The organism is Paracoccus bogoriensis (assembly GCF_019431455.1).
Lineage (GTDB): Bacteria > Pseudomonadota > Alphaproteobacteria > Rhodobacterales > Rhodobacteraceae > Paracoccus > Paracoccus bogoriensis.
In genome coordinates this window covers 1-21,917 of sequence record NZ_JAHYSR010000004.1, presented here as the reverse complement: position 1 = coordinate 21,917, position 21,917 = coordinate 1, and the positions used below count along the sequence as shown (strand labels likewise).

The 21,917-nt window shown below is 66.8% G+C and carries 20 protein-coding genes, 1 other RNA gene and 1 pseudogene; 9 read left to right on the top strand and 13 right to left on the bottom strand.

Features of this window, described 5'->3' with window-relative positions:
• Positions 1-61: 61 nt before the first annotated feature.
• The 3 genes from KY389_RS02780 to KY389_RS02770 all read left to right on the top strand — a co-directional run bounded on the left by KY389_RS02780 (position 62) and on the right by KY389_RS02770 (position 3,501).
• The gene (locus KY389_RS02780) at positions 62-547 is read left to right on the top strand and encodes an Lrp/AsnC family transcriptional regulator (RefSeq protein WP_219829272.1); all 486 of its coding nucleotides are present in this window, start codon (positions 62-64) and stop codon (positions 545-547) included.
• A 114-nt stretch (positions 548-661) separates the two neighbouring features.
• Positions 662-2,119 (top strand): NAD-dependent succinate-semialdehyde dehydrogenase, encoded by a 1,458-nt coding sequence (locus tag KY389_RS02775; protein WP_219829271.1) that lies wholly within the window; start codon positions 662-664, stop codon positions 2,117-2,119.
• A gap of 11 nt (positions 2,120-2,130) precedes the next feature.
• Positions 2,131-3,501 carry an aspartate aminotransferase family protein gene (locus tag KY389_RS02770; RefSeq protein ID WP_219829270.1) on the top strand — a complete coding sequence of 457 codons (1,371 nt, stop codon included), beginning with the start codon at positions 2,131-2,133 and terminating at the stop codon, positions 3,499-3,501.
• A gap of 68 nt (positions 3,502-3,569) precedes the next feature.
• Here KY389_RS02770 and KY389_RS02765 read toward each other — a convergent pair whose 3' ends face one another.
• The 9 genes from KY389_RS02765 to gatC form a co-directional block, all read right to left on the bottom strand.
• A complete protein-coding gene (locus KY389_RS02765; protein ID WP_219829269.1) occupies positions 3,570-4,127 on the bottom strand; it encodes a nucleotidyltransferase family protein in 558 nt (185 codons plus the stop codon).
• The gene (locus tag KY389_RS02760; RefSeq protein WP_219829268.1) at positions 4,120-6,399 is read right to left on the bottom strand and encodes a xanthine dehydrogenase family protein molybdopterin-binding subunit; all 2,280 of its coding nucleotides are present in this window, start codon (positions 6,397-6,399) and stop codon (positions 4,120-4,122) included. Before KY389_RS02760 ends, KY389_RS02765 begins: the two co-directional genes overlap by 8 nt.
• Positions 6,399-6,857 carry a (2Fe-2S)-binding protein gene (locus KY389_RS02755; RefSeq protein ID WP_219829267.1) on the bottom strand — a complete coding sequence of 153 codons (459 nt, stop codon included), beginning with the start codon at positions 6,855-6,857 and terminating at the stop codon, positions 6,399-6,401. Before KY389_RS02755 ends, KY389_RS02760 begins: the two co-directional genes overlap by 1 nt.
• Positions 6,858-7,016: 159 nt before the next feature.
• Entirely contained in the window at positions 7,017-7,184 is a 168-nt protein-coding gene (gene rpmG / locus KY389_RS02750) for a 50S ribosomal protein L33 (RefSeq protein WP_022707377.1), read from the bottom strand.
• Positions 7,185-7,337: 153 nt separating this feature from the next.
• Positions 7,338-7,714, bottom strand: an RNA gene (gene rnpB / locus KY389_RS02745) — RNase P RNA component class A.
• A 49-nt stretch (positions 7,715-7,763) separates the two neighbouring features.
• The gene (locus tag KY389_RS02740; protein WP_343222895.1) at positions 7,764-8,420 is read right to left on the bottom strand and encodes an N-acetylmuramoyl-L-alanine amidase; all 657 of its coding nucleotides are present in this window, start codon (positions 8,418-8,420) and stop codon (positions 7,764-7,766) included.
• On the bottom strand, positions 8,417-8,647 hold the full coding sequence (locus KY389_RS15250; protein WP_246587906.1) for a hypothetical protein: 231 nt from the start codon (positions 8,645-8,647) through the stop codon (positions 8,417-8,419). Before KY389_RS15250 ends, KY389_RS02740 begins: the two co-directional genes overlap by 4 nt.
• A gap of 29 nt (positions 8,648-8,676) precedes the next feature.
• On the bottom strand, positions 8,677-10,161 hold the full coding sequence (gatA, locus tag KY389_RS02735) for an Asp-tRNA(Asn)/Glu-tRNA(Gln) amidotransferase subunit GatA (RefSeq protein WP_219829266.1): 1,485 nt from the start codon (positions 10,159-10,161) through the stop codon (positions 8,677-8,679).
• Positions 10,158-10,445: an Asp-tRNA(Asn)/Glu-tRNA(Gln) amidotransferase subunit GatC gene (gene gatC, locus KY389_RS02730; protein ID WP_219829265.1), complete on the bottom strand. Its 288-nt coding sequence runs from the start codon at positions 10,443-10,445 to the stop codon at positions 10,158-10,160. The genes gatA and gatC overlap by 4 nt, the downstream gene beginning before the upstream one ends.
• Before the next feature lie 125 nt (positions 10,446-10,570).
• Here gatC and KY389_RS02725 point away from each other — a divergent pair, with 125 nt between their 5' ends.
• Complete coding sequence (locus KY389_RS02725; protein WP_219829264.1) at positions 10,571-11,221, top strand: ceramidase domain-containing protein; 651 nt, start codon at positions 10,571-10,573, stop codon at positions 11,219-11,221.
• A gap of 8 nt (positions 11,222-11,229) precedes the next feature.
• On the opposite strand, the gene gshB is transcribed toward KY389_RS02725, so the two are convergent.
• The 3 genes from gshB to rsmI all read right to left on the bottom strand — a co-directional run bounded on the left by gshB (position 11,230) and on the right by rsmI (position 13,594).
• On the bottom strand, positions 11,230-12,189 hold the full coding sequence (gene gshB, locus KY389_RS02720) for a glutathione synthase (protein ID WP_219829263.1): 960 nt from the start codon (positions 12,187-12,189) through the stop codon (positions 11,230-11,232).
• A gap of 66 nt (positions 12,190-12,255) precedes the next feature.
• Entirely contained in the window at positions 12,256-12,672 is a 417-nt protein-coding gene (locus KY389_RS02715) for a YraN family protein (protein ID WP_219829262.1), read from the bottom strand.
• Positions 12,662-13,594: a 16S rRNA (cytidine(1402)-2'-O)-methyltransferase gene (gene rsmI, locus KY389_RS02710; RefSeq protein ID WP_246587915.1), complete on the bottom strand. Its 933-nt coding sequence runs from the start codon at positions 13,592-13,594 to the stop codon at positions 12,662-12,664. The genes KY389_RS02715 and rsmI overlap by 11 nt, the downstream gene beginning before the upstream one ends.
• Before the next feature lie 118 nt (positions 13,595-13,712).
• Between rsmI and KY389_RS02705 the strand changes: the two genes are divergently transcribed.
• The 3 genes from KY389_RS02705 to murJ are packed head-to-tail and all read left to right on the top strand — an operon-like array spanning position 13,713 to position 19,230.
• The gene (locus tag KY389_RS02705; RefSeq protein WP_219829260.1) at positions 13,713-14,921 is read left to right on the top strand and encodes a penicillin-binding protein activator; all 1,209 of its coding nucleotides are present in this window, start codon (positions 13,713-13,715) and stop codon (positions 14,919-14,921) included.
• A 22-nt stretch (positions 14,922-14,943) separates the two neighbouring features.
• The gene (locus KY389_RS02700) at positions 14,944-17,703 is read left to right on the top strand and encodes a [protein-PII] uridylyltransferase (protein WP_219829259.1); all 2,760 of its coding nucleotides are present in this window, start codon (positions 14,944-14,946) and stop codon (positions 17,701-17,703) included.
• A gap of 3 nt (positions 17,704-17,706) precedes the next feature.
• A complete protein-coding gene (gene murJ / locus KY389_RS02695) occupies positions 17,707-19,230 on the top strand; it encodes a murein biosynthesis integral membrane protein MurJ (RefSeq protein ID WP_219829258.1) in 1,524 nt (507 codons plus the stop codon).
• Here murJ and KY389_RS02690 read toward each other — a convergent pair.
• Positions 19,227-19,934: a rhomboid family intramembrane serine protease gene (locus KY389_RS02690; protein WP_219829257.1), complete on the bottom strand. Its 708-nt coding sequence runs from the start codon at positions 19,932-19,934 to the stop codon at positions 19,227-19,229. The two genes, murJ and KY389_RS02690, sit on opposite strands and share 4 nt — an antisense overlap.
• 77 nt (positions 19,935-20,011) lie before the next feature.
• Here KY389_RS02690 and trpS point away from each other — a divergent pair, with 77 nt between their 5' ends.
• Both trpS and KY389_RS02680 read left to right on the top strand, forming a co-directional pair.
• Positions 20,012-21,046: a tryptophan--tRNA ligase gene (gene trpS / locus KY389_RS02685; protein ID WP_219829256.1), complete on the top strand. Its 1,035-nt coding sequence runs from the start codon at positions 20,012-20,014 to the stop codon at positions 21,044-21,046.
• A gap of 512 nt (positions 21,047-21,558) precedes the next feature.
• Positions 21,559-21,756, top strand: a pseudogene (locus tag KY389_RS02680) (transposase); the annotation flags it as partial.
• Between the last annotated feature and the right edge of the window lie 161 nt (positions 21,757-21,917).

The following is a 21,917-nucleotide window of genomic DNA, read 5'->3' as shown; positions in this document are numbered from 1 at the left end:
TTAAGGATCGCGCCAGACCGGGCGATTGACAAGCCGTGCGCCTGCGGAAAGAACCGGGACCATGATTTCGCCCCGCGCCCTCCGTCTTGACGACCGCGATATCGCCATTCTGGCGGTGCTCTCGCGCGAAGGGCGCATCGCCAAGACGGAACTGGCCGCGCGGGTGAACCTGTCGCCGACCCCCTGCTGGGAGAGGATGCGGCGGCTGGAACAGGCCGGGCTGATCCGTGGCTACCGCGCCCAGATCGACCTGGCCACGCTTGGGCCGCATGTGCAGGTCTTTGTCACCGTCGAACTGGACAGCCACCGGGCCGAAAGCTTCCAGATCTTCGAACGCGTGATCGCCCGGACCGAGGCCGTGACCGGCTGCTGGGCCATCGGCGGGGGCTTCGATTACCTGCTGCATGTGGTCGCCCGCGACGTGGCGGCCTTTCAGGCCCTGATGGACGGGCTGCTGGAAAGCCGCGCCGGGCTGAGGCGCTATTTCAGCTATATCGTGACCAAGCCCGTCAAGGATCTGCCCCCCGCCACCGCGCTGCTGGGCTAGAGGATTTCTCGGCCCCGGCCCAGACGGGCAGAGAAATCCTCTGCCGCGCGGGTGATCTTCAGGGATATTTCCCCTGCCCTTGCCCCCATCATGGCCCTGTAAAGGAGATTTGCCATGCTGGATCACCAGACAAGCCTGACCGAAAGCCTGACCGATCCCGCGCTGCTGCCCGGCGCGGGCGATTTCCCGGCCGAGGGGCGGCTGGCCGTGCGCGACCCCGCCACCGGCGCGGTCGTCGCGCAGGTCCGCATCAGCGATCAGACCGGCGCCCGCGCCGCCGTGGATGCCGCGCAGGATGCCTTTGCCGGCTGGGCCTCGATGCTGCCCCAGAATCGCGCCGCGATCCTGCATCGCTGGCACGCTCTGATCCTGGCCGCCCGCGAGGATCTGGCCCGGATCATGGTCGCCGAGCAGGGCAAGCCCATCTCCGAAGCGCGGGCCGAGATCGACTATGCCGCCAGCTTCGTGCAGTTCTATGCCGAGGAGGCCTTGCGCCCCAATATCGAGGGCGTGACCAGCCACCTGCCCGATGCCGAGATGGAGCTGTGGCGCGAGCCCGTGGGCGTGGCAGCGCTGGTGACGCCTTGGAACTTCCCCTGCGCGATGATCACCCGCAAGGCCGCCGCCGCCCTTGGCGCGGGCTGCACGGTGGTCATCCACCCCTCGGCGGAAACGCCCCTGTCGGCGCTGGCGCTGGCGGTGCTGGCGCGGCGGGCGGGGTTCCCCGACGGCGTGGTGAACACGGTGATCGGCGATGCCGCCACCATCGTCGGCGAATGGACCGCGGATGCACGGGTGCGTGCGCTGTCCTTCACTGGCTCGACCGAGGTGGGGCGGCTGCTCTATCGCCAATCGGCCGACACCGTCAAGCGGCTGGTGCTGGAACTGGGCGGGCACGCGCCCTTCATCGTCTTTCAGGACGCCGACCTGGACCGCGCCGTCGCCGAGGCGATCAAGGCCAAGTTCGCCACGACCGGGCAGGATTGCCTCGGCGCCAACCGCTTCTACATCCACCGGCCCATCTATGACGAGTTCTGCGCCCGTTTCACCGCCGCCGTCCAAGGCTTGCGCCTGGCGCCGGGGATCGAGGATGCCGATCTGGGTCCGCTGATCCATGACCGGCAGGTCGCCAAGCAGCAGGCCCATGTGGATGATGCGGTGGCACGCGGCGCGCGGCTGCTGACCGGAGGCGGTGTCGCGTCGGAACTGGGTCCGCTGTTCTACAAGGCCACCGTGCTGGCCGATGTGCCCGACGATGCCGCGATCATGCGCGAGGAAACCTTCGGCCCTGTCGCCGCCCTGACCCCCTTCGACACCGAGGGAGAGGTCATCGCCCGCGCCAATGCCAGCGAATACGGGCTGATCGCCTATGTCCACAGCATGGACCCGCGCCGCATCTACCGCCTCAGCCGGGCGCTGCAATACGGCATGGTGGCGGTGAACCGCACCAAGGTCACCGGCGCGCCGATCCCCTTCGGGGGCATGAAGCAATCGGGTATCGGCCGCGAGGGCGCGCGCCAGGGCCTCGAGGCCTTTACCGAAATCAAGTATGTCTGCCGTGACTGGGCGTGAAAGGAACTGCCATGCTGACCAATGACGAACTGGCGAAATGGGACCGCGAGAATTTCATGCATCCCTCGACCCATCTGGCGCAATTCGCGCGCGGCGAGGCGCCGCAGCGCATCGTCACCGGCGGAGAGGGCTGCCACATCACCGACCGCGACGGCAACCGCCTGCTGGACGGTTTCGCGGGGCTCTACTGCGTGAACGTGGGTTACGGCCGCAAAGAGATCGCCGATGCGATCGCGAAACAGGCGCATGAGCTGGCCTATTACCACGCCTATGCGGGGCATGGCTCCGAGGCCTCGATCACGCTGGCCAGGATGGTGATGGACCGCGCGCCCGAGGGCATGGCGCGGGTCTATTTCGGCCTGGGCGGGTCTGATGCGAACGAGACCAACATCAAGCTGGTCTGGTATTACAACAACATCCTGAACCGCCCGCAGAAGAAGAAGATCATCAGCCGCTGGCGCGGCTATCACGGATCGGGCCTGGTCACGGGCAGCCTGACCGGGCTGGAGCTGTTTCACAAGAAATTCGACCTGCCCTTGGCGCAGGTGATCCATACCGAGGCGCCCTATTACTTCCGCCGCCCCGACCCCGCCATGTCCGAGGCCGATTTCACGGCCCATTGCGTCGAACGCCTGGAGGCGCTGATCGAGGCGGAAGGTGCGGACACGATCGCGGCCTTCATCGGCGAGCCGATCCTGGGCACCGGTGGGATCGTCCCGCCCCCGGCCGGTTACTGGGAGGCGATCCAGAAGGTTCTGGCGCGCCACGACATCCTGCTGATCGCGGATGAGGTGGTCACGGGCTTCGGGCGGCTCGGCACGATGTTCGGAAGCGATCACTATGGCATGAAACCGGACCTGATCACCTGCGCCAAGGGGCTGACCAGCGCCTATGCGCCGCTATCGGCGACCATCGTGGGCGAACGGATGTGGACGGTGCTGGAACAGGGCACCGACGAGAACGGCGTGCTGGGCCATGGCTGGACCTATTCCGCCCATCCCATCGGGGCGGCGGCAGGGATCGCCAACCTGACCCTGATCGACGAGCTTGGGCTGGTCGGGAATGCGGGCCGGGTCGGCGCCTATCTGAACCGGCGGATGAAGGCGGCACTTGGCAATCACCCCCATGTCGGCGAGGTGCGCGGCGAAGGGATGCTGTGTGCGGTCGAGCTGGTGGCCGACCGCGAGGCGCGACGGTTCTTCGATGCCTCCGAGGGCAAGGGCGCCAAGGTCGTCGCCGCGATGCTGAAGCGCGGCGTGATTGCGCGGGCCATGCCGCAGGGCGACATCCTGGGCTTTGCGCCGCCCTTGTGCCTGACCGAGGCCGAGGCCGACCGCATCGTCGAAGCGACGGCCGAGGCTGTCGCCGAGGTGCTGGGCTGATCTGCGTCCCGCAACGACCGGGGGGCCGTCCCCCCGCCCCTCTGCGGGATGCTTCTGCCCGGCAGGGTTCAGGGCGCAAGATCCTTGGGCCGGTCGATATCGGCCAGCAAGTCGGGGGCGGCGATTCGCTGGGACTCGGGCAGGTCCGCAAGAAGGCTGGCGGCACCGCGATCCCCGGTCAGGGCTGCGAGCCGGGGCAGGATCGCAGCGGGGAAACACGCCGGAGGCAGGATCGCCCTGCCATTCGTCGAGGCGGCGGGCTGCTCGGCTGTCGTGCGCCCGATGATCGCCAGCAGATGCGCGGGCGTGATGTCGGGCATGTCGCCAAGCACGATCAGCAGGCGTCCGGGTCGGCCCGCAGCCATCAGGCCCGCGCGCAGGCTGGTGGATTGCGATGGCTCGGTGCCGGGCGGCAGGGTGACAATCCGGAAGCCGCCGAGATGGGGAACAAGCGCGGGATTGGCGATGACCGCGATGCGCTGCGCAAGCCGCGTTGCCCTGAGGGCGGCGGCGGCATGGGCGATCAGGGGCTGGCCCCGATGGCGGGCCAGCAGCTTGTCCTGGGGACCGAAACGCCGCGACGCACCGGCAGCCAGCAGAATCGCCGTCGTGCCAGGCTCAGGCAAAGCGGATCTGGTCGGCGAAGGGCATCTGCCGCAGGCGCTGGCCGGTCGCGGCGCGGATCGCATTGGCCAGGGCTGCCGCAGCGGGTGGCAGGCCCGGCTCGCCCAGGCCACGCACGGGGCCGTTTTCCAGCAGGCGCGTGGTCACGCGCGGGCATTGCGGCAGGCGCATCCCGTCATGGTCGTAGAAATTCTGCTGTTCGGGCCGGTGATCGGCATAGGTGATCTGGCAATTCATCGCATGGCCCAGCCCGAAAAGCATCCCGCCCGACAATTGCGCCTGAGCGTTTACCGGGTCCAGCACAGTGCCGATATCGGCCACGGCCCAGGCCTCGGTGATGCGCAGGCCATCGGGCGTGTCCTCGACCTCGACCACCTCGGCGCAGGGGACGCCAAAGCTGAGGCAGAAGGCGACGCCCCTGCCCCGTCCCGGTCCAGGCTGACGGCCGCGCCAGTCGCACAGGCGCCGCGCTTCGTCGATCACCGCGCGCGACACATCATCGTTGCAGGCGCGCAGAAGGCCGTCGAACGGGTCGATCCCGGCGGATTCGAACATTTCGTCCATGAAACTGCCCAGATAGAAGCCCGTGCTGGAGGCCCCCACCGAGCGCCAGCTGCTGACCGGGGCCAGATCCGGCGCGCGCTTGCCCGTCACGCGGAAATGCGGGATGGCAAAGGGCTGGTCCCATGCGCCTGCCACGATGCTGATATCGGGTCCGGGCGGATTCAACCAGACGCGCCCGAACCACGATGACATGACCGAGGGCGAGGCGATGGTCAGGTCCAGCGCCTCGATTCCGGCGGCACCCATGCGGCCGCGCGCGCGGGCGATCTGGGCCGGGCGCGGGCGGGACTGGGCAAAGTCCTCTTCGCGCGTCCAGGTCATCTTGACGGGGCGGCCGGGCACGCTTTGCGCCACGCGCACCGCCTGAAGGATGAAGTCCAGTTCCAGCCTGCGCCCGAAGCTGCCGCCAATCATCTGATTGTCCAGTCGGATCGCGGTTTCGGGCAGGCCGGTCAGGCGGGCAGTCTGGGTGACGACGAAATCGGGGATCTGCGTGCCCGCCCAGATATGGCAGGCCCTGTCCGTCACCAGGACAGTCGCGTTCAGCGGCTCCATCGGCGCATGGGCCAGGAAGGGCACGCGGTATTCGGCCTCGATCACGCCATCGCCTGCACCAAGCGCGGCCTCGACATCGCCGTCATTGCGGTTGCGGCTGTCATGGCCGCGCGCGTCAAGGCTGTCAGACAGGGCCTGCCAGATCGCAGCGCTGTCGGCAGGGCGGCCGGGCGGGCCGGTCAGGTCAAGGACCAGCGCTTCGGCCGCACGAAAGGCGTGCCAGGTGGTTTCGGCCAGAACGGCCACGCCGCCCTCGATCACGGTGACGGAATGGACGCCCGGCATGGCCCGCGCCGCGCTGTCGTCGATCAGGCCCGCCCGTCCGCCCTCGGGCGCGGCGCGAACCGTCGCGTAAAGCATGTCGGGCAGGCGCAGGTCGATGCCGAATGCCTGCGTGCCGGTCGATTTCGCAATGATGTCGCCGCGCAGCATCGGCTTGCCCAGGTGCCGCCATTGCGCCGGATCGCGCAGGACGATGGTCGTCACGGGTTCTATCCGTGCCGCGTCCGGTGCCAGTTCGGTGTAGGGGATGCGGCGCCCGCCGGGCAGGATGACATGTCCGTCCTCGGTCCCAAGCGCGGCGCGGTCGAGGCCCTCGCGCAGGGCAGCGGCCTCTTTCAGGGTCTCGCGGGCGACCGCGCCGGCCTCGCGCAGCTTGCGGAAACCGTCGGGCACGGTCGAGCTGCCGCCGGTCATCTGCAGGCCCAGAAGCCGGGCAGGAATGTCCGAGGCGGCGCGGGCATTGCGCGCCAGCCAGCCCTGATCGGTCGGCAGAAAGGGCAGATTCTCGGCCAGAAGCGCGCGGTTGTAATAGGCGCGGCTGACCGGACCTGCCTCGATCCGGGCCGAGGCCGGGTCGATATCCAGTTCCTCGGCGATCAGGGCGGCCTGCACCCAGCGGCTGCCCTGCCCCTTGTCGGCGCGGGGCGCGATCAGGGTGATGCCCTCGGCGTCGATCACGACATAGGGCGTCAGGGCGATGGCCTCGGCGTCATCTGCAAAGGGATCGGGCAAGGGTCGGGTGTAGCGCCAGACGCCGAAGGCCACGCCCCCCGCCACCGCGGCCGAGCCGATCAGCAGGCTGCGCCGCGCGATCCGGCCCGCCCGCGCAAGACCGCCCCGGCGGGGCCGGCCGGGGGAAAAGCCGCGCGCCATCAACCGGCTTCCAGCCGAAGCGCCGCACTGCGGATCGCAGCGCGGATGCGGGGATAGGTGGCGCAGCGGCAGAGATTGCCCTGCATCGCCGCGTCGATTTCGTCATCCGAAGGATCGGGGTTCTGCGCCAGCAGCGCCGCCGCCGCCATGATCTGCCCCGATTGACAATAGCCGCATTGCGCAACCTGCTGTTCGATCCAGGCGGCCTGCACGGGATGGGGCGCGTCGGGCGTTCCCAGCCCCTCGATGGTGGTAATCTCGCCCTCGATATCGCCGATCAGGGTCTGGCAGGCCAGCACGGCCTGCCCGTCAACATGCACCATGCAGGCCCCGCAGGCCGCGACGCCACAGCCATATTTCGTCCCGGTCAGGCCCAGCACATCCCGCAGCAGCCAGAGAAGCGGCATGTCGGGGTCAGCCTCGATCCGGCGGGCAAGTCCGTTGATCCTCAGCTCCATGCGCGAAAGCTAGGGTCTGGCCGCCATTGCCGCAAGACCGGCGTGAGATCAGGGTGCGCCCCGCCGGCAAGCTTTCGCCCAACGATGCGAAAGGGCCGCGATCCCTGCGGATGCGGCCCCGATGCGCCCAGACCGCAAGGCCCGGCAGTCAGGCAGATCTTACTTGATCTTGCCTTCCTTGTATTCGACGTGCTGACGGACGACCGGGTCATATTTGCGCACGGTCATCTTTTCGGTCATGGTGCGGGCGTTCTTCTTGGTGACGTAGAAGTGCCCGGTGCCGGCGGTCGAGTTCAGCCGGATCTTGATGGTGGTCGGCTTCGCCATATCTATCGCTCCTGCTTCGGGGCAATCGCGCGCCGCAAACCCCGTGAATTCCGTATGGAAGCCGCCTTTTATCCGCCAAGGCGGCGAAGTCAACCGCGAATCCGGGCTTTTCGTCGGGGGCGGCGCGAAAGCCCGTCGAAACGGGCGGCATCGATGTGCGGAGGGCCTGTAAGCCGGATCCTGTCCACCGCGTTCTGCGGCTGGATGGCCATTCATCTGGCCCGCCCGTTGCCGGACGGATCTAGCTGCCTACCCGGATCTGCTGGGGCAAGGCGGCCCCGCGGGTTTCCCCGCGCGCGATCCCTATTCGGCATTGCTCCCGGTGGGGCTTGCCATGCGGGCGCTGTTGCCAGCCCCCCGGTGGGCTCTTACCCCACCGTTTCACCCTTACCCATCCGGGGATGGGCGGTCTGTTCTCTGTGGCGCTTTCCCTGGGGTTGCCCCCGCCGGGCGTTACCCGGCACCGTTGCCTCGTGGAGTCCGGACTTTCCTCGACAGGACAAGCCTGCCGCGGCCATCCGGCCCTCCGCACAAGTCCGGATATCGCGCAGGCGGCAGGGCGGGTCAAGAGCAGCGCCGTCAGACCGGCCCGAAGGCGGCCAGGCGCGCGGCAACCTGCCGGTCGGCGCGGGTCTCGGGGCCCTTGCCCCAGGGCCTGTGCCGAAGCCGAAAGGCAGCAAGCCGGGTCGCGGGCGCAGAGGGGGGATAGCCCAGCCTGTCCAGGCTGGGCGCAAGCGGCGGGTCCGGATCATCGGGTCGGGGGCGCACGAAACGGGCAAACCCCTGAAAGGCCAACGATTCCCAGTCGAAGCGGGGCCCAGGGTCGATCTTGCGCTCTGGCGCCAGGTCGGAATGAGCGATCACCCCCGAAGGCGGGATCTGCCATCGCGCCATGATCGCAGCCAGCAAGGTCTCCAGCGCGCGCATCTGCGCGCAGCCAAAGGGCCGGTCGCCAGGATTGACGATCTCGATTCCGATACTGCGGGAGTTCACATCACCGCGCCCCTGCCAGGCACCCGAGCCCGCGTGCCAGGCCCGCCGCGTCTCGCAGACAAGCTGTTCGACCGCGCCTTGCTCGTCGATCAGCCAATGGGCGCTGACCTGCGCCGCCGGGTCGCAGAGGCGAGCGCGAGCCGAGGCGCCATCCGTCATGCCCGTGTAGTGCAGAACGACCAGTTCGGGGCGCTGGCCCCTTCGGTCGCCATGATTCGGGCTGGGAAAGACCTTGCCTGTCAGGGCGCCGTTCCCTGCTTCTGCCCGGTCTGTGTTCGGGGCTGAGACGTATGGAACGGGCGCGCCAGCGGGATCGCGGCGGGCGTGTCCGCACCGGTGGTCAGCGCGGCCTCGCGGGCGGCGCGATACTGGCCATAGGGGCTGGCCGTGGCCGGATAATTCGGGTTCCAGCCCGCATGTTCATTGCACCCGGCCAAAGCCAGGATCGTCACCATCACGAAAACGCGCATCGCTTCCCCTGTCCCTGGTCGGGGCCAGCCTACCACCAGCGGTCCGGCTTGGCCACAAAACCCGCAGCGCGCTCCAGCACCTGAGCCTGATTCAGCAGGTCGCCCTCTTCAAAGGGCCGGCCGAACAATTGCAGGCCAAGCGGCAGGCCCTGCGCATCCTGCCCCACCGGCACCGCGATGCCCGGCAGGCCCGCAAGGTTCAGCGTCACGGTGAACACGTCGTTGAGATACATCTGCACCGGATCGCCCTTGTCCACCGAGCCAAGCGGAAAGGCCGCCGAAGGCGTGGCGGGCGCCAGGATCGAGTCGATCCCTGCCGCGAAGGCCTGGTCGAAATCGCGCCTGATCAGGGCGCGCACCTTGCGGGCACGGTTGTAATAGGCATCATAAAAGCCCGCCGACAGCACATAGGTGCCGATCATGATGCGGCGCTGCACCTCGGGGCCGAAACCCTCGGCGCGAGTCTTTTCATACATTTCGGTGATGCCATCGCCCTGGCTCAGCCTGGCACGATAGCCATAACGCACGCCATCATAACGCGCGAGATTCGACGAAGCCTCGGCCGGGGCGATCACGTAATAGGCAGGCAGCGCGTATTTCGTGTGCGGCAGGCTGATATCGACGATCTCGGCACCCGCGTCGCGCAGCATCTCGGCACCCCGCCGCCAGAGAGCGTCGATGGCGTCGGGCAGGCCCTCCACCCGATATTCGCGCGGAATACCGATGCGCTTGCCCCGGATGTCGCCGGTCAGCGCGGCCTCGAAATCAGGCACGGGCAGATCGGCGCAGGTGCTGTCCTGGGGATCGGCCGAGGCCATCGCCCCCAGCATGATCGCCGCGTCGCGCACGGTGCGCGTCATCGGGCCGGCCTGATCCAGGCTGGAGGCATAAGCGATCACGCCCCACCGGCTGACGCGGCCATAGGTCGGCTTCAGCCCGACCGTGCCGGTAAAGGCCGCGGGCTGGCGGATGGATCCGCCCGTGTCGGTGCCGGTCGCCCCAAGGCACAGGTCTGCCGCCACGGCCGCAGCCGAGCCGCCCGAACTGCCGCCCGGCGTCAGCTGCGTCCCGCCGGGGCCGCGCCACGGGTTCACGGCGGGTCCGTAGCAGCTGGATTCGTTGGTCGAGCCCATGGCAAACTCGTCCTGGTTCAGCTTGCCCAGCATGACCGCACCCGCATCCCACAGGTTGCGCGTGACGGTCGATTCATATTCTGGCGTGAAGCCCTGAAGGATGCGGCTCCCCGCCTGGCTGGGCACGCCCTTGACGCAAAAGACATCCTTGACCCCCACCGGGATGCCGGTCATCGCTGTGGCCTCGCCCGCCCTGATACGCTGATCGGCGGCGCGGGCCATGTCGCGCGCCATGTCGGGTGTGCAGTGGACAAAGGCGTTCAGGGCCCCTGCGCCCTCGATGGCGGTCAGGCAGGCCTCGGTCAGTTCGATCGAGGTCAGATCGCCCTTGCGCAGCGCCTCGCGCGCCTCGGCAATGGTCAGGCTGTTCGGCTTCGTCATTCCACCACCTTCGGCACGGCAAAGAAGCCCTCGCGCGCATCAGGCGCGTTCGACAGGATCCGGTCGGCCATGCTGCCCGAGGTAACCTGATCCTTACGCCGTTTCAGGCGCATGGGCGTGACACTGGTCATCGGCTCGACGCCCGCGACATCGACTTCGTTCAACTGTTCCATGAAATGCAGGATGCTGCCAAGCTCGCGCGCCAGCGCCGGCAGGGCGGCATCATCGACCGCAATCCGCGCCAGATGCGCGACCTTGCGGGCCTGATCCTCGGTGATCGACATGACGGTTCCTTTCGCTGCCGCGGGTCTACTATTCCGCCGGGCCTGCCGCAAGCGGGGCCATGACCGAGATTGCGGCCCTGCCACGCCAAGGCTAGTGTGTCAGGGCAACCGAACAGGAGACGTGGATGGACTGGCTCGCCCCCGTCGATGCCTATTGCGAACGCACCGGACCGGAATACTGGTCCGAGCCGATCAACGCGCTGACGAACCTTGCCTTCATGATCGCGGCGATCCTCGTCTGGCGGCGCCTTTCCGGACCGGGCATGACCACGGGACGCGTGCTGACGGTCAATCTCTTCATCATCGGCATCGGATCCTGGCTGTTTCACACCCATGCCAACAGGTTGACCGGGCTGATGGATGTGGTGCCCATCGTGGCCTTCATCCTGATCTACGTCTTTGCCGCCACGCGCGATTATTTCGGGCTGCGGAACTGGCAGGCGGGGCTGGTGGCGGCGGGCTTCATCCCCTATGCTGCCATCACGGTGCCCCTGTTCCAGATGGTGCCAGGGCTGGGATCATCGGCGGCCTATGCGCCGGTGCCGCTGCTGATCCTCATCTATGCGGCACTGCTGCGCGACAGGTTGCCCGATACGGCGCGAGGGCTGGCGATCGGCGCAGGCATTCTGATCGCCTCGCTGACCTTCCGGACGCTGGACGAGCCAAGCTGCGCCGTCATTCCCTTCGGCACGCATTTCATGTGGCACATCCTGAACGCGGTGATGCTGGCCTGGATGATCGAGGTCTGGCGGCGCTTCGTCATAACGGGGCGCTGAGCGCGGCCTCACATTGGCGCGGGCCTCGCCTCCAGGCGCCGCTCGATCGCCTGCCAGATCGCCTCGGCCGCGTTGACGCCGTCGAAACGCTCAAGCTCCTGGATGCCGGTGGGAGAGGTCACGTTGATCTCGGTCAGCCAGCCGTCGATCACGTCGATCCCGGTAAAGATCAGGCCCTTCTCGCGCAGGACCGGTCCGAGACGGGCGCAGATCTCGCGCTCACGCGCGGTCAGTCCGACCTTTTCGGCGCGACCGCCGACATGCATGTTGGATCGCGCCTCGCCGGCCTGAGGTACGCGGTTTATTGCACCCACGACATCGCCATCGACCAGGATGATGCGCTTGTCGCCGCGCGTGACGGCGGGCAGGAATTTCTGCACGATGACAGGTTCGCGGTTGATGCCCGAAAACATCTCGACCAGCGACGAGAGGTTCGGATCGTCCGGCCGCAGATGGAATACCCCCGCGCCGCCATTGCCATAAAGCGGTTTCACGACGATGTCGCCATGCCGCCGGCGAAAGGCGCGAACAGCCTCCAGATCGCGCGCGATGAGCGTCGGCGGCGTCAGGTCGGGGAAATCCAGCACCATCAGCTTCTCGGGCGAGTTCCTGACCCAGAACGGATCGTTCACCACCAGCGTCCTTGTCGCGATCCGGTCCAGAAGATGCGTCGATGTCACATAGGCCATGTCGAAGGGCGGATCCTGCCGCAGCCAGACAACATCAACCTCGGCCAGATCAAGCTCTTGCCACGCGCCGAATTCCACGTGGTTGCCCTGCTGCCGGCGCAGGATGACAGACCGTCCACGCGCGATGATGCGCCCCTCGTCGTAGCGAAGCTGATCGACGGTATAATGAAACAGCCTATGCCCGCGCTCCTGCGCCTCGATCCCGATGCGGAAAGTGCTATCCGCAGTGATCGATACATTCTCGACCGGGTCCATCTGCAAGGCGACAAACAGGCTCATCTCGACCCCCTTTCATTCACGGAGGTTCTTGTCGCCCGTCGGATGAGGCAAGACAAGCCCGCTGGGTCAGTTTTCCCCAAACGCGTTGAAAAGCAGATCGACCCGGCCGGTGCGATCGACCAGGGCCAGATCGAAACGCATCGAACAGAGGCCGCCATGGCCCGTTCGATCACAATATTCCAATGCCGCCTGACAGATGCGGCGCATCTGCGCCCGCCCCAGACGCTCGGCGGCGATCGCATGAGTGGCGGCACTTTTGACCTCGACAAAGACGATATCATCGCCCTCGCGGAAGATCAGGTCGATCTCGCCGGAGGGGCTGCGCCAGCGGCTGGCAAGCAGCGTGGCGCCCCGCGACAGATAAAGACGCTGAACGACATCCTCGGCCAGCAGACCAGACAAGGCCGCGACACGGCCACGTTCGCGACGGACAAGGGGAACCGGCTGCGCTTCGATCCGGCCGACGAAATTCTCAAGTCCCATCCGCTCCTCCCGCCTCGGGTCGGTCCTGCCGCCCCTCCTGATCGCGCCCCAGCACCAGCGCGCGTTGATAAAGGTCACGTCGCGGCAGCCCGAATTCCTCGGCTGCCTGTTTGGCGGCGTCCCTGACAGACAGATGTGCCATCAGGTCACGCAGCCGGCTATCCACCTGATCTGCCTCCGGCGCGGGCGGCGTCGCCCGGTCCAGAAGCACGACAATCTCACCCTTCAGGGCCGCCATTCGCGGGTCCGCCGCCAGTTCGGCGGCGCTTCCGCGGATGATCTCTTCGAACTTCTTCGTCAGTTCCCGTGCCACCACCGTATATCGATTCGGGTCAATTTCGCAGAGATCTTCCAATATTCGATTAACGCGCCTCGGACTCTCAAAGAAGATCAGCGTGGCGTCGGTCCATATCCATTGCTCCAGCCAGGCACGGCGGGCCGCCTCGGTCGGCGGCGGGAATCCCAGAAAAAGGAAACGGTCGCTTGGCAGGCCAGACAGGCTGAGGGCCGCAAGCGCGGCCGAAGGGCCGGGCAGCACATGGACCCGGTGGCCTGCCTGCGCGGCGTCGCGTGCAAGGCGATAGCCCGGATCGGCCACGAGGGGCGTGCCTGCATCTGACGCATAGGCTATGCTGGCACCTGCCGCCAGTGCGGCCAGCAGGACGGGTCGGGCGCGATCTCCGTTATGGTCGTGATAGGACAGCAGCCTCCGCCTACGCAGCGGCACGCCGTGAATGTCCATCAGATGCCGTAGTGTCCGCGTGTCCTCGGCGGCCAGAAGGTCGGCCGAGTTCAGCACATCCAGCGCCCGCAGCGTGATGTCACGCGCAGTCCCGATCGGGGTTGCGACCAGATAGAGGCCGGGATCCAGCCGCAAGGCCTCGACATGGGCGACAAGGCGCGAGGGCAGGTTCAGTTCCATGCGGTCGGTCGGTTCGGACATGGCGTATTCCTTCTTGCGGGGGCCCGATTGCCAAGTCTGGGCCAAGCGCCTAGTCTGCCGCCAAGCCGTTCATGCGCGATCAACAGGGGATTTTCACATGTTTGCATCCGCGACAAGCGGGACCACAAGCGGTCTTCGCAGCCTTTTCATTCGGGGTGCCGCAATCATCTCGGGCCTGTTTCTCGCTGCATGTGAGCCCAGCGGGGGGACGGGGCAGGCCAGCGGCCCCGAAATCGGGCAGTTGATCGCGCCAGGAGAGCCGGTGCGCGTCGCGCTCCTGGTTCCGGGCGGCTCTGGCTCGGCCGATCTGGACTGGTTGGCGCGCAGCCTGCGCAATGCCGGCCGGATGGCGGCGGCCGACGCACAGGGCACGGCCATCGACCTGCGTGTCTATGACAGCGGCACCAGCCCCGATACTGCTGTCGCCCAGGCCAATGCCGCCGCCGATGCGGGCGCGCAAATCATCCTGGGACCGCTTTTCGCCGAATCGGCCAATGCGGTCGGACGCGCCATGCTACCGCGCAACATCAATGTCCTGTCCTTCTCGAACAACACCCAGGTCGCGGGTGGCAATGTCTTCATCCTGGGCAACAGCTTCGAGAACGTCGCCGACCGGCTGGTCTCGCACGGGCTCTCGCAGGGCAAGCGCAACGTGCTGCTGGTGGCCGAGGACGATGTTGCAGGTCAGCTTGGCGCCCGGGCTATCGAGCGCGCGATTGCCCGCAAGGGCGCACGGCTGGCGGGCCGGGTGGATCATCCGGTCTCGGTCACGGGGATCGACAACGCCACGCCGCGCATCGTCAGTGCCGCCCGCTCGGGTCAGGTGGACGCGATCTTCATGACGGCCAACAACCAGGCGGTGCTGCCCTATCTGACCGAAAGTCTGGCGCGCGCCGGCGTCACCTCGCAGGCCACGCAACTGATGGGCCTGACACGGTGGGACCAACCCGCCGACCGGCTGTCCATGCCGCAACTGGCCGAGGGCTGGTTCGCGATCCCGGATCCCACGCTGATGGCGCAGTTCGAGTCCCGCTACCGTCAGGCCCATGGCGAGGCGCCCCATCCGCTGGCCTTTCTGGCCTATGACGGAACCGCAGCCATCGCCTCGCTGGCGCGGTCAGGGCGGCGCAATGCGCTGACGACGACCGGGCTGACGCAGCGGTCTGGTTTTTCAGGCGTGGGCGGCCTGTTCCGGCTGAACCGCGACGGCACATCCGAACGCGGCCTTGCCGTGGCCACGATCCGCAATGGGCAGGTTGTGGTGATCGACCCTGCGCCACGCAACGCGCGCGGGCTGGGATCGTGATCCAGCGCACGATCCGCCAAGCATGAGCGCGACCACCCATCCGGAGGCGCCCGATACGCTCGCCAACCCGCTGGATCTGCGCGCGGCCCTGGACGAGGCGATGAAGGGCCAGACCGAGCCGCGCCAGATCCGCGCCCGCAGCGTCGCGCTGATCGCCGAGGCGCGCGCCCGCGCTCTGGCAGAGATCGAAGCCGATTTCGCCCGCAATCCGCGCGCCGCGCGCGAGGCGGTGCGCGCCATTGCCGCGGTCACGGACAGCACGGTCATCGCCGTGCATCACGTGGCGACCACCTGGCTGCATCCGCAAAAAGCCAGCTCGGATTCCGAACGTCTGGCGGTGCTGGCAGTGGGCGGCTACGGTCGGGCCGAGATGGCGCCCGCATCCGATGTGGACCTTCTGTTCCTGACGCCCTGGAAGATCACGGCCTGGGCAGAAAGCGTCGTGGAATCGATGCTCTACATGATGTGGGATCTGAAGCTGAAGATCGGCCATTCGATCCGCAGCATCGACGATTGCCTGCGATTGGGTGAGGCGGACATGACGATCCGCACCGCGCTGGTCGAGAACCGGCTGGTGGCGGGCCATGCGCCGCTGGCGCTGACACTGCGCGACCGGCTCTGGTCGGAATTGTTCGAACGCACCATCCCCGAATTCATCGAGGCCAAGCTGGATGAGCGCGCCGCGCGCCATGCCCGGCAGGGCGGCCAGCGCTATGTCCTCGAACCCAACGTCAAGGAGGGAAAGGGCGGCCTGCGCGACCTGCAGACGCTCTACTGGATCGCCAAATACATCCACCGCGTGGACCGGGCGGTGGAACTGGTCGATCTGGGTGTTTTTACCCGCGACGAACATCTGGCCTTCTGGCAGGCCGAGGATTTCCTCTGGGCGGTGCGCTGCCATCTGCATCTGATCGCCGGCCGGCCGGTCGATGTGCTGTCCTTCGACATGCAGGTCGAGGTCGCGCGCCGCATGGGCTATGCCGACGGCCCGGCGCGGCGCGCGGTCGAATTCTTCATGCAGGATTACTTCCGCCACGCCACCCGCGTGGGCGAGCTGACCCGGGTCTTTCTGACCGCGCTGGAAACCCGCCATGTGCGGACCGCGCCGGTGCTGGGGCGGCTGTTCCGGCGCAGGCGCAAGATGCGGGCGGGGTTCATCGACCAGCAGGGGCGGCTGTCCTACGAGAACGAGGCGCAGTTCCTGGCGGATCCTCTGAACATCCTGCGCCTGTTCGAGGAAGCCTTGCGCACCGGCATCCTGATCCATCCCGACGCGATGCGGCTGGTGGCGGCGAACCTGCACCTGATCGACGACAAGGTGCAATCCGACCCCGAGGCCACGCGCATCTTCATGGACCTGCTGCTGAAGCACGGCAATCCCGAGCGCGCGCTTCGGCGCATGAACGAACTGGGCGTGCTGGCCGCCTTCATCCCGGAATTCGAGCCGGTCGTGGCGATGATGCAGTTCAACCACTATCACCACTATACGGTGGACGAGCATTCGATCCAATGCGTCGCCGCCCTGGCCGAGATCGAGCGCGGCGAGCATCCCGCGGACCTGCCGCTATCGTCAGAGATCATGCGGGCGGGCGGCATCAACCGCCGCGTCCTTTATCTGGCGACGCTGCTGCACGATATCGGCAAGGGCCGGCCCGAGGATCACTCGATCCTTGGGGCCCGGATCGCGCGTCGGATCGCGGCGCGGTTCGGCTTTGCCCAGGATGACGTGGACACGGTCGAATGGCTGGTGCGCCATCATTTGCTGATGTCGGATGTGGCGCAGAAGCGCGACATCGCCGATCCCCGCACGCTGCGCGACTTCGCCAAGGCGGTCAAGACCCGCAAACGGCTGGACATGCTTCTGGTGCTGACCGTTTGCGACATTCGCGGCGTCGGCCCGGGCACCTGGAACAACTGGAAGGCCGCGCTGCTGCGCAAGCTGCATCAGGAAACCGCCGCCGCGCTGGAAAACGGGCTTGAGGAACTGAACCGCGACCGCCGCCAGGCCGAGGCCAAGCGCAGCTTGCGCCACATGCTGGTCGCCAGGGGCTGGGATGCGCGCGACATCCGGGCCGAGCTTGCGCGCCATTACGACAGCTACTGGCCGGGCCTGACCACCCGCACGCAGGCCAGCTTTGCCCAGATGTTGCACCAGATCAGCCCCGATGAAATCCGCATCGAGATGCGCGCCGATCCCGACCGGGACGCGACCGAGGCGGCCTTTGTTCTGGCCGACCATCCGGGGATCTTCTCGCGGCTGGCCGGGGCGCTGACGCTGATGGGCGCGAATGTGGTCGATGCGCGCACCTACACGACGCGCGACGGTTATGCGACAGCGGTGTTCTGGGTGCAGGATGCCGAGGGCCACCCCTTTGCCGAGGATCGCCTGCCCCGGCTGCGCCAGACCATCCTGCGCACCCTTGCGGGGGAAATCGTCGCCCGAGACGCTTTCGCGACCCGCGACAAGCCGAAGAAGCGCAACCGCGAATTCCGCTTTCCGACGCATATCACCTTCGACAACGAGGGCAGCGACATCTACACGATCATCGAGGTGGATACCCGCGACCGGCCCGGCCTGCTTTACGATCTGACCCGGACGCTGGCGGCGAACCATATCCAGATCGTCAGCGCGGTCATCGCAACCTTCGGGGCGCAGGTGGTGGACAGCTTCTATGTCAAGGACATGTTCGGGCTGAAGCTGCACAGCGCGGCCAAGCGCGACGCATTGGAAAAGAAACTGCGTGCGGCAATCGCCGACGGGGCCAAACGGGCAGAGGCTTGATTCATGAAAACCGGACTGGTGCGCGGCTTCCTCGCCGTGGGAAGCTGGACCTTCCTGTCACGGCTGACGGGCTTTGCCCGCGACATCCTGATGGCGCGCTGGCTGGGCAGCGGCACGGTCTCGGACGCCTTTTTCGTTGCGCTGGCCTTGCCCAACATGTTCCGCCGGTTTTTCGCCGAAGGGGCCTTCAATACGGCTTTCGTGCCGATGTTCTCGAAGAAGCTGGGCGACCGACAGGATGCGGCGGGCTTCGCGGGTGACGCCTTCAACGGGCTGTTCTTCTGCACGCTGGTCCTGACCGCCATTGGCATGATCGCGATGCCCGGCCTTGTCTGGCTGATGGCGGCGGGGTTTCAGGGCGATGCGCGTTTCGATCTGGCGGTCGAATATGGCCGGATCATGTTCCCCTATATCCTGCTGATCTCGCTTGCGGCGATGATCTCGGGGGTGCTGAATGCGAATGGCCGCTTTACCGCCGCCGCCGCCGCGCCGGTCCTGCTGAACCTGCTGTTTCTGGCCGCGATGGCGCTGGCGCGGGTGATGGGCTGGGATATCGGCCTGACGCTGGCCTGGGCCACGCCGCTGACCGGCATCGCGCAGCTTGGCCTGGTCTGGTGGGATGCGCACCGCAACGGCTGGACCTTCCTGCCCCGCCTGCCCCGCCTGACCCCCGAGATGCGGCGGCTGGTGCGGGTGGCCATGCCCGCCATTCTGGCCGGGGGCGTGGTGCAGATCAACCTGCTGGTCGGCCGCCAGGTCGCCTCGCGCTACGAGGGCGCGATCTCGTGGCTGAACTATTCGGACCGGCTTTACCAATTGCCTCTTGGCATTGTGGGGGCGGCGGTGGCGGTGGTGCTGCTGCCCGAACTGGCGCGGCGACTCGAAGCCGGGGATGCGGCCGGCGGTCAGGCGGCCTTCAACCGGGCGACCGAATTCGGCCTGTTCCTGACCCTGCCCGCGGCCTTTGCCATCGCGGTGATCGCCGAACCGATGGTCAGCACGCTGTTCGAGCGCGGCGCCTTCACCGCATTCGACACACAGCAGACGGCGGCGGCGCTTCTGGTCTATGCGCTTGGCCTGCCGGCCTTCGTGCTGCAAAAGATCCTGCAACCGCTCTACTTCGCGCGCGAGGATACGCGCACGCCCTTCCGCTATGCGGTCCATTCGATGATCGTGAACGCGGTCGTGGCCTTCGGGCTGATGCCGCTGATCGGCTTTCTGGCGGCGGCCCTGGCCACGACGCTGGCGGCCTGGGTCATGGCGGCGCAACTGTGGTGGGGCAGCCGCGCGATGGGCGAGGCGGTGCGCGTCGATCCCCGCCTGCGCCGCGCCCTGCCCCGGCTTCTGGCGTGCTCGGCGCTGATGGCGCTGGCGCTGTGGTTCCTGCGCGAGGGTCTGACCGACTGGCCGCGCATTCCCGCGCTGGCGATCATGGTCTTCGGGGGCGCGGCGCTTTACTTCGCGCTGGCCTTCGTGATCGGCGGCTACCGCCCATCCGAGCTGAAAGCCGCCCTGAGGCGCGGTTAGCGCTGGCGGATCTGCGCCAGCGCACGTTTCAAACCGCCATCGACCAGCAGGAAAGACAACAGGAAACCGACGCCAAAGCCCGCGATCTCGGCGATCCAGCCGTGACCTTGCACGCCCTGGACCAGACCGAAGATTAGCTGGAACAGCAACAGCATCCCGATCAGCAGGAAGGCCCGCAGCCGGTTCGCATTCTCGGCTGCAAGCCGCGTCCACAGCAGGAAGGTAAAGGCCCCGACAAGCCCGTAAACCGCCGGATAGCCCCCGATCAGCGGCGCATTGCGCGCCCCGATCAGGGGCAGGATGGCGGCATGGATCAACGCGCCGCCGATGGCCGATCCGAAGAACAGCGCCAGCACCGCCCAGGGACGGAAGTTCTGCGCGACCATGTTGCCGAGCGCCAGCGTGAAGACCACCACGAACAGCGCATGTATCAGCGAGACGTGAACGAAGCTGAAGCTGAGCGCGCGATAAAGCTGGCCGGTATCGACAATGCCGAATTGCCATAGACGCTGCGCCAGTTCCGGCGGAAAGGCCGCCATGCGGATCGCATCCAGCCGCAGCCCGACCCCCTGCGCGCCGCCGATCACGCCCCAGGCGCCAAGGGCAAAGGCCGCCTCCAGTGCCAGGATGGGCAGGGCCAGAAGCCAGATCACCGGCGGCAGCGGGTTCAGCGGCGATTGCGTCAGCATCGAGGGGTCACGCATCGGTATTTCCTTGGCGGTTGCGAACGGATCGGCCAACCGCTAAGCCACGAGCCAGGAAATTCCAAGGCAGGCCGCTCATGTCCGACCCGATCAACGCATCCTTCCGCCCGCGCATCTTTTCGGGCATCCAGCCCTCGGGCGGGCTGACGCTTGGCAATTACCTTGGCGCGCTGAAACGCTTTGCCGCGCTTCAGGGAGGCGAGGCCGAGACGATCTATTGCATCGTCGATCTGCACGCGATCACCGTCTGGCAGGATCCGGACGCCTTGCGCAACCGTATCCGCGAAGCGGCGGCGGCCTTCATGGCTGCGGGCGTGGACCCGGCGCGATCGGTCCTGTTCAATCAGTCCCAGGTCAGCGCCCATGCCGAAATGGCCTGGCTGTTCAACACGGTCGCCCGCGTCGGCTGGATGTATCGGATGACGCAGTTCAAGGACAAGGCCGGCAAGAACACCGAGAATGTCAGCCTGGGCCTTCTGGCCTATCCGGCGCTGATGGCGGCCGACATCCTGACCTATCAGGCGACCGCGGTGCCTGTGGGCGAGGATCAGAAACAGCATCTGGAACTGACCCGCGACATCGCTGCCAAGTTCAACCACGACTACAAGGTCAATCACTTCCCCATCCCCGAGCCCCTCATCGAGGGCGTGGCGACCCGTGTCATGTCGCTGCGCGACGGGTCGCGGAAGATGTCGAAATCCGACCCCTCGGATGCCAGCCGCATCAACCTGACCGACGATGCCGACACGATCGCGCAAAAGATTCGCAAGGCGCGCACCGATGCCGATCCGCTGCCCGGCCAGATGGACGGCCTCAAGGACCGTCCCGAGGCGCGCAACCTGGTCAACATCTATGCCGCCCTTGCCGATCAGACCCCCGATCAGGTTCTGGCGCGCTTCGAAGGTCAGGGCTTTGCCAGCTTCAAGCCTGCCCTGGCCGAGATCGCAGTCCAGGTATTGTCCCCGATCACCCGCCGCATGAGCGAATACATGGCCGACCCCGCTCAGATCGACCGCATCCTGGCCGATGGCGCTGAGCGCGCCGACGCCATCGCGCGCCCGATCCTGGAAAGGACCAAGGACATCATGGGTCTGCTGAAAACGCGCACATGATCGGATGACCGGGTGCTGATGGGGGATATCCCGGAACCGGATGCAGGCTGCCCTCCTGGCGGTAGCGACAAGTGCAGGAAATCGTCGGCATCGTGACGACATGCTCATCCATGCGCTTCGGTTGGGAACAGCCAATGTGGCGAAGTTCTGCCCCGGACCCCGGCTAGACAGCAGAAGCTCAAAGTGCCGGCTGGCGACCGCGGTTGGCGCAACGTGGGTGCAAGGACGCAGTGTCGAAGTCCGATAGCAAGGTCGCACGACATCAAACGAAAAGGGGCTCTGCTCCATCATCGCCCTTACCGGCCCGGCAAGGCGCCTGGCGCCTTTGCCCATCCGACCGTCCCTACGGCGCAGCCTTATATCCTGCTGAACTACCTCGGGAAACCGCGCGACGTAATGATCTTGGCCCATGAACTGGGCCAATGGCGTCCACCAACGCTTGGGTTTGTCCCCATATAGGGGATTTTCGGCCGGTCTGACTGGTGATTCACTCTCTGGCGATAGAGGATGGGATGGCGCGATTTGATCCGACGGATTTCGGATGGGGCCTGATCCTGTCCCTTCTTCCCAACAACCCGCGCGGGGTGGCGCAGATGGATGACAGGCGCGTGCCGAACGGCGTTTTCCGGATGCTGAGAGCGCGCTCGCCGTGGCGCGACCTGCCCGGGCGGTATGGCCCCTGCACGACCGTCTGCAACCGCTTCAGACGCAGCGACTCTGCTGCACAACTCAGCTGAGCTGCGTAGTATCCCCATAATCAAGCGCCTTCTGCGTTCCATTTTCGGGAATGTCCCGCCCGATGTTGAACTTCGTGGGGTGAGGGGTGGCGTTGCTCTCGCTGAGCCGCAGGCTCGGGGTGTCCAATCCAAAC

Coding starts and splice junctions, on each gene's coding strand:
- KY389_RS02780 (WP_219829272.1), top strand. CDS start 62: ATGATTTCGCCCCGCGCCCTCCGTCTTGACGACCGCGATATCGCCATT.
- KY389_RS02775 (WP_219829271.1), top strand. CDS start 662: ATGCTGGATCACCAGACAAGCCTGACCGAAAGCCTGACCGATCCCGCG.
- KY389_RS02770 (WP_219829270.1), top strand. CDS start 2,131: ATGCTGACCAATGACGAACTGGCGAAATGGGACCGCGAGAATTTCATG.
- KY389_RS02760 (WP_219829268.1), bottom strand. CDS start 6,399: ATGGCGCGCGGCTTTTCCCCCGGCCGGCCCCGCCGGGGCGGTCTTGCG.
- KY389_RS02755 (WP_219829267.1), bottom strand. CDS start 6,857: ATGGAGCTGAGGATCAACGGACTTGCCCGCCGGATCGAGGCTGACCCC.
- rpmG (WP_022707377.1), bottom strand. CDS start 7,184: ATGGCGAAGCCGACCACCATCAAGATCCGGCTGAACTCGACCGCCGGC.
- KY389_RS15250 (WP_246587906.1), bottom strand. CDS start 8,647: ATGCGCGTTTTCGTGATGGTGACGATCCTGGCTTTGGCCGGGTGCAAT.
- gatA (WP_219829266.1), bottom strand. CDS start 10,161: ATGACGAAGCCGAACAGCCTGACCATTGCCGAGGCGCGCGAGGCGCTG.
- gatC (WP_219829265.1), bottom strand. CDS start 10,445: ATGTCGATCACCGAGGATCAGGCCCGCAAGGTCGCGCATCTGGCGCGG.
- KY389_RS02725 (WP_219829264.1), top strand. CDS start 10,571: ATGGACTGGCTCGCCCCCGTCGATGCCTATTGCGAACGCACCGGACCG.
- gshB (WP_219829263.1), bottom strand. CDS start 12,189: ATGAGCCTGTTTGTCGCCTTGCAGATGGACCCGGTCGAGAATGTATCG.
- KY389_RS02715 (WP_219829262.1), bottom strand. CDS start 12,672: ATGGGACTTGAGAATTTCGTCGGCCGGATCGAAGCGCAGCCGGTTCCC.
- rsmI (WP_246587915.1), bottom strand. CDS start 13,594: ATGGAACTGAACCTGCCCTCGCGCCTTGTCGCCCATGTCGAGGCCTTG.
- KY389_RS02705 (WP_219829260.1), top strand. CDS start 13,713: ATGTTTGCATCCGCGACAAGCGGGACCACAAGCGGTCTTCGCAGCCTT.
- KY389_RS02700 (WP_219829259.1), top strand. CDS start 14,944: ATGAGCGCGACCACCCATCCGGAGGCGCCCGATACGCTCGCCAACCCG.
- murJ (WP_219829258.1), top strand. CDS start 17,707: ATGAAAACCGGACTGGTGCGCGGCTTCCTCGCCGTGGGAAGCTGGACC.
- KY389_RS02690 (WP_219829257.1), bottom strand. CDS start 19,934: ATGCGTGACCCCTCGATGCTGACGCAATCGCCGCTGAACCCGCTGCCG.
- trpS (WP_219829256.1), top strand. CDS start 20,012: ATGTCCGACCCGATCAACGCATCCTTCCGCCCGCGCATCTTTTCGGGC.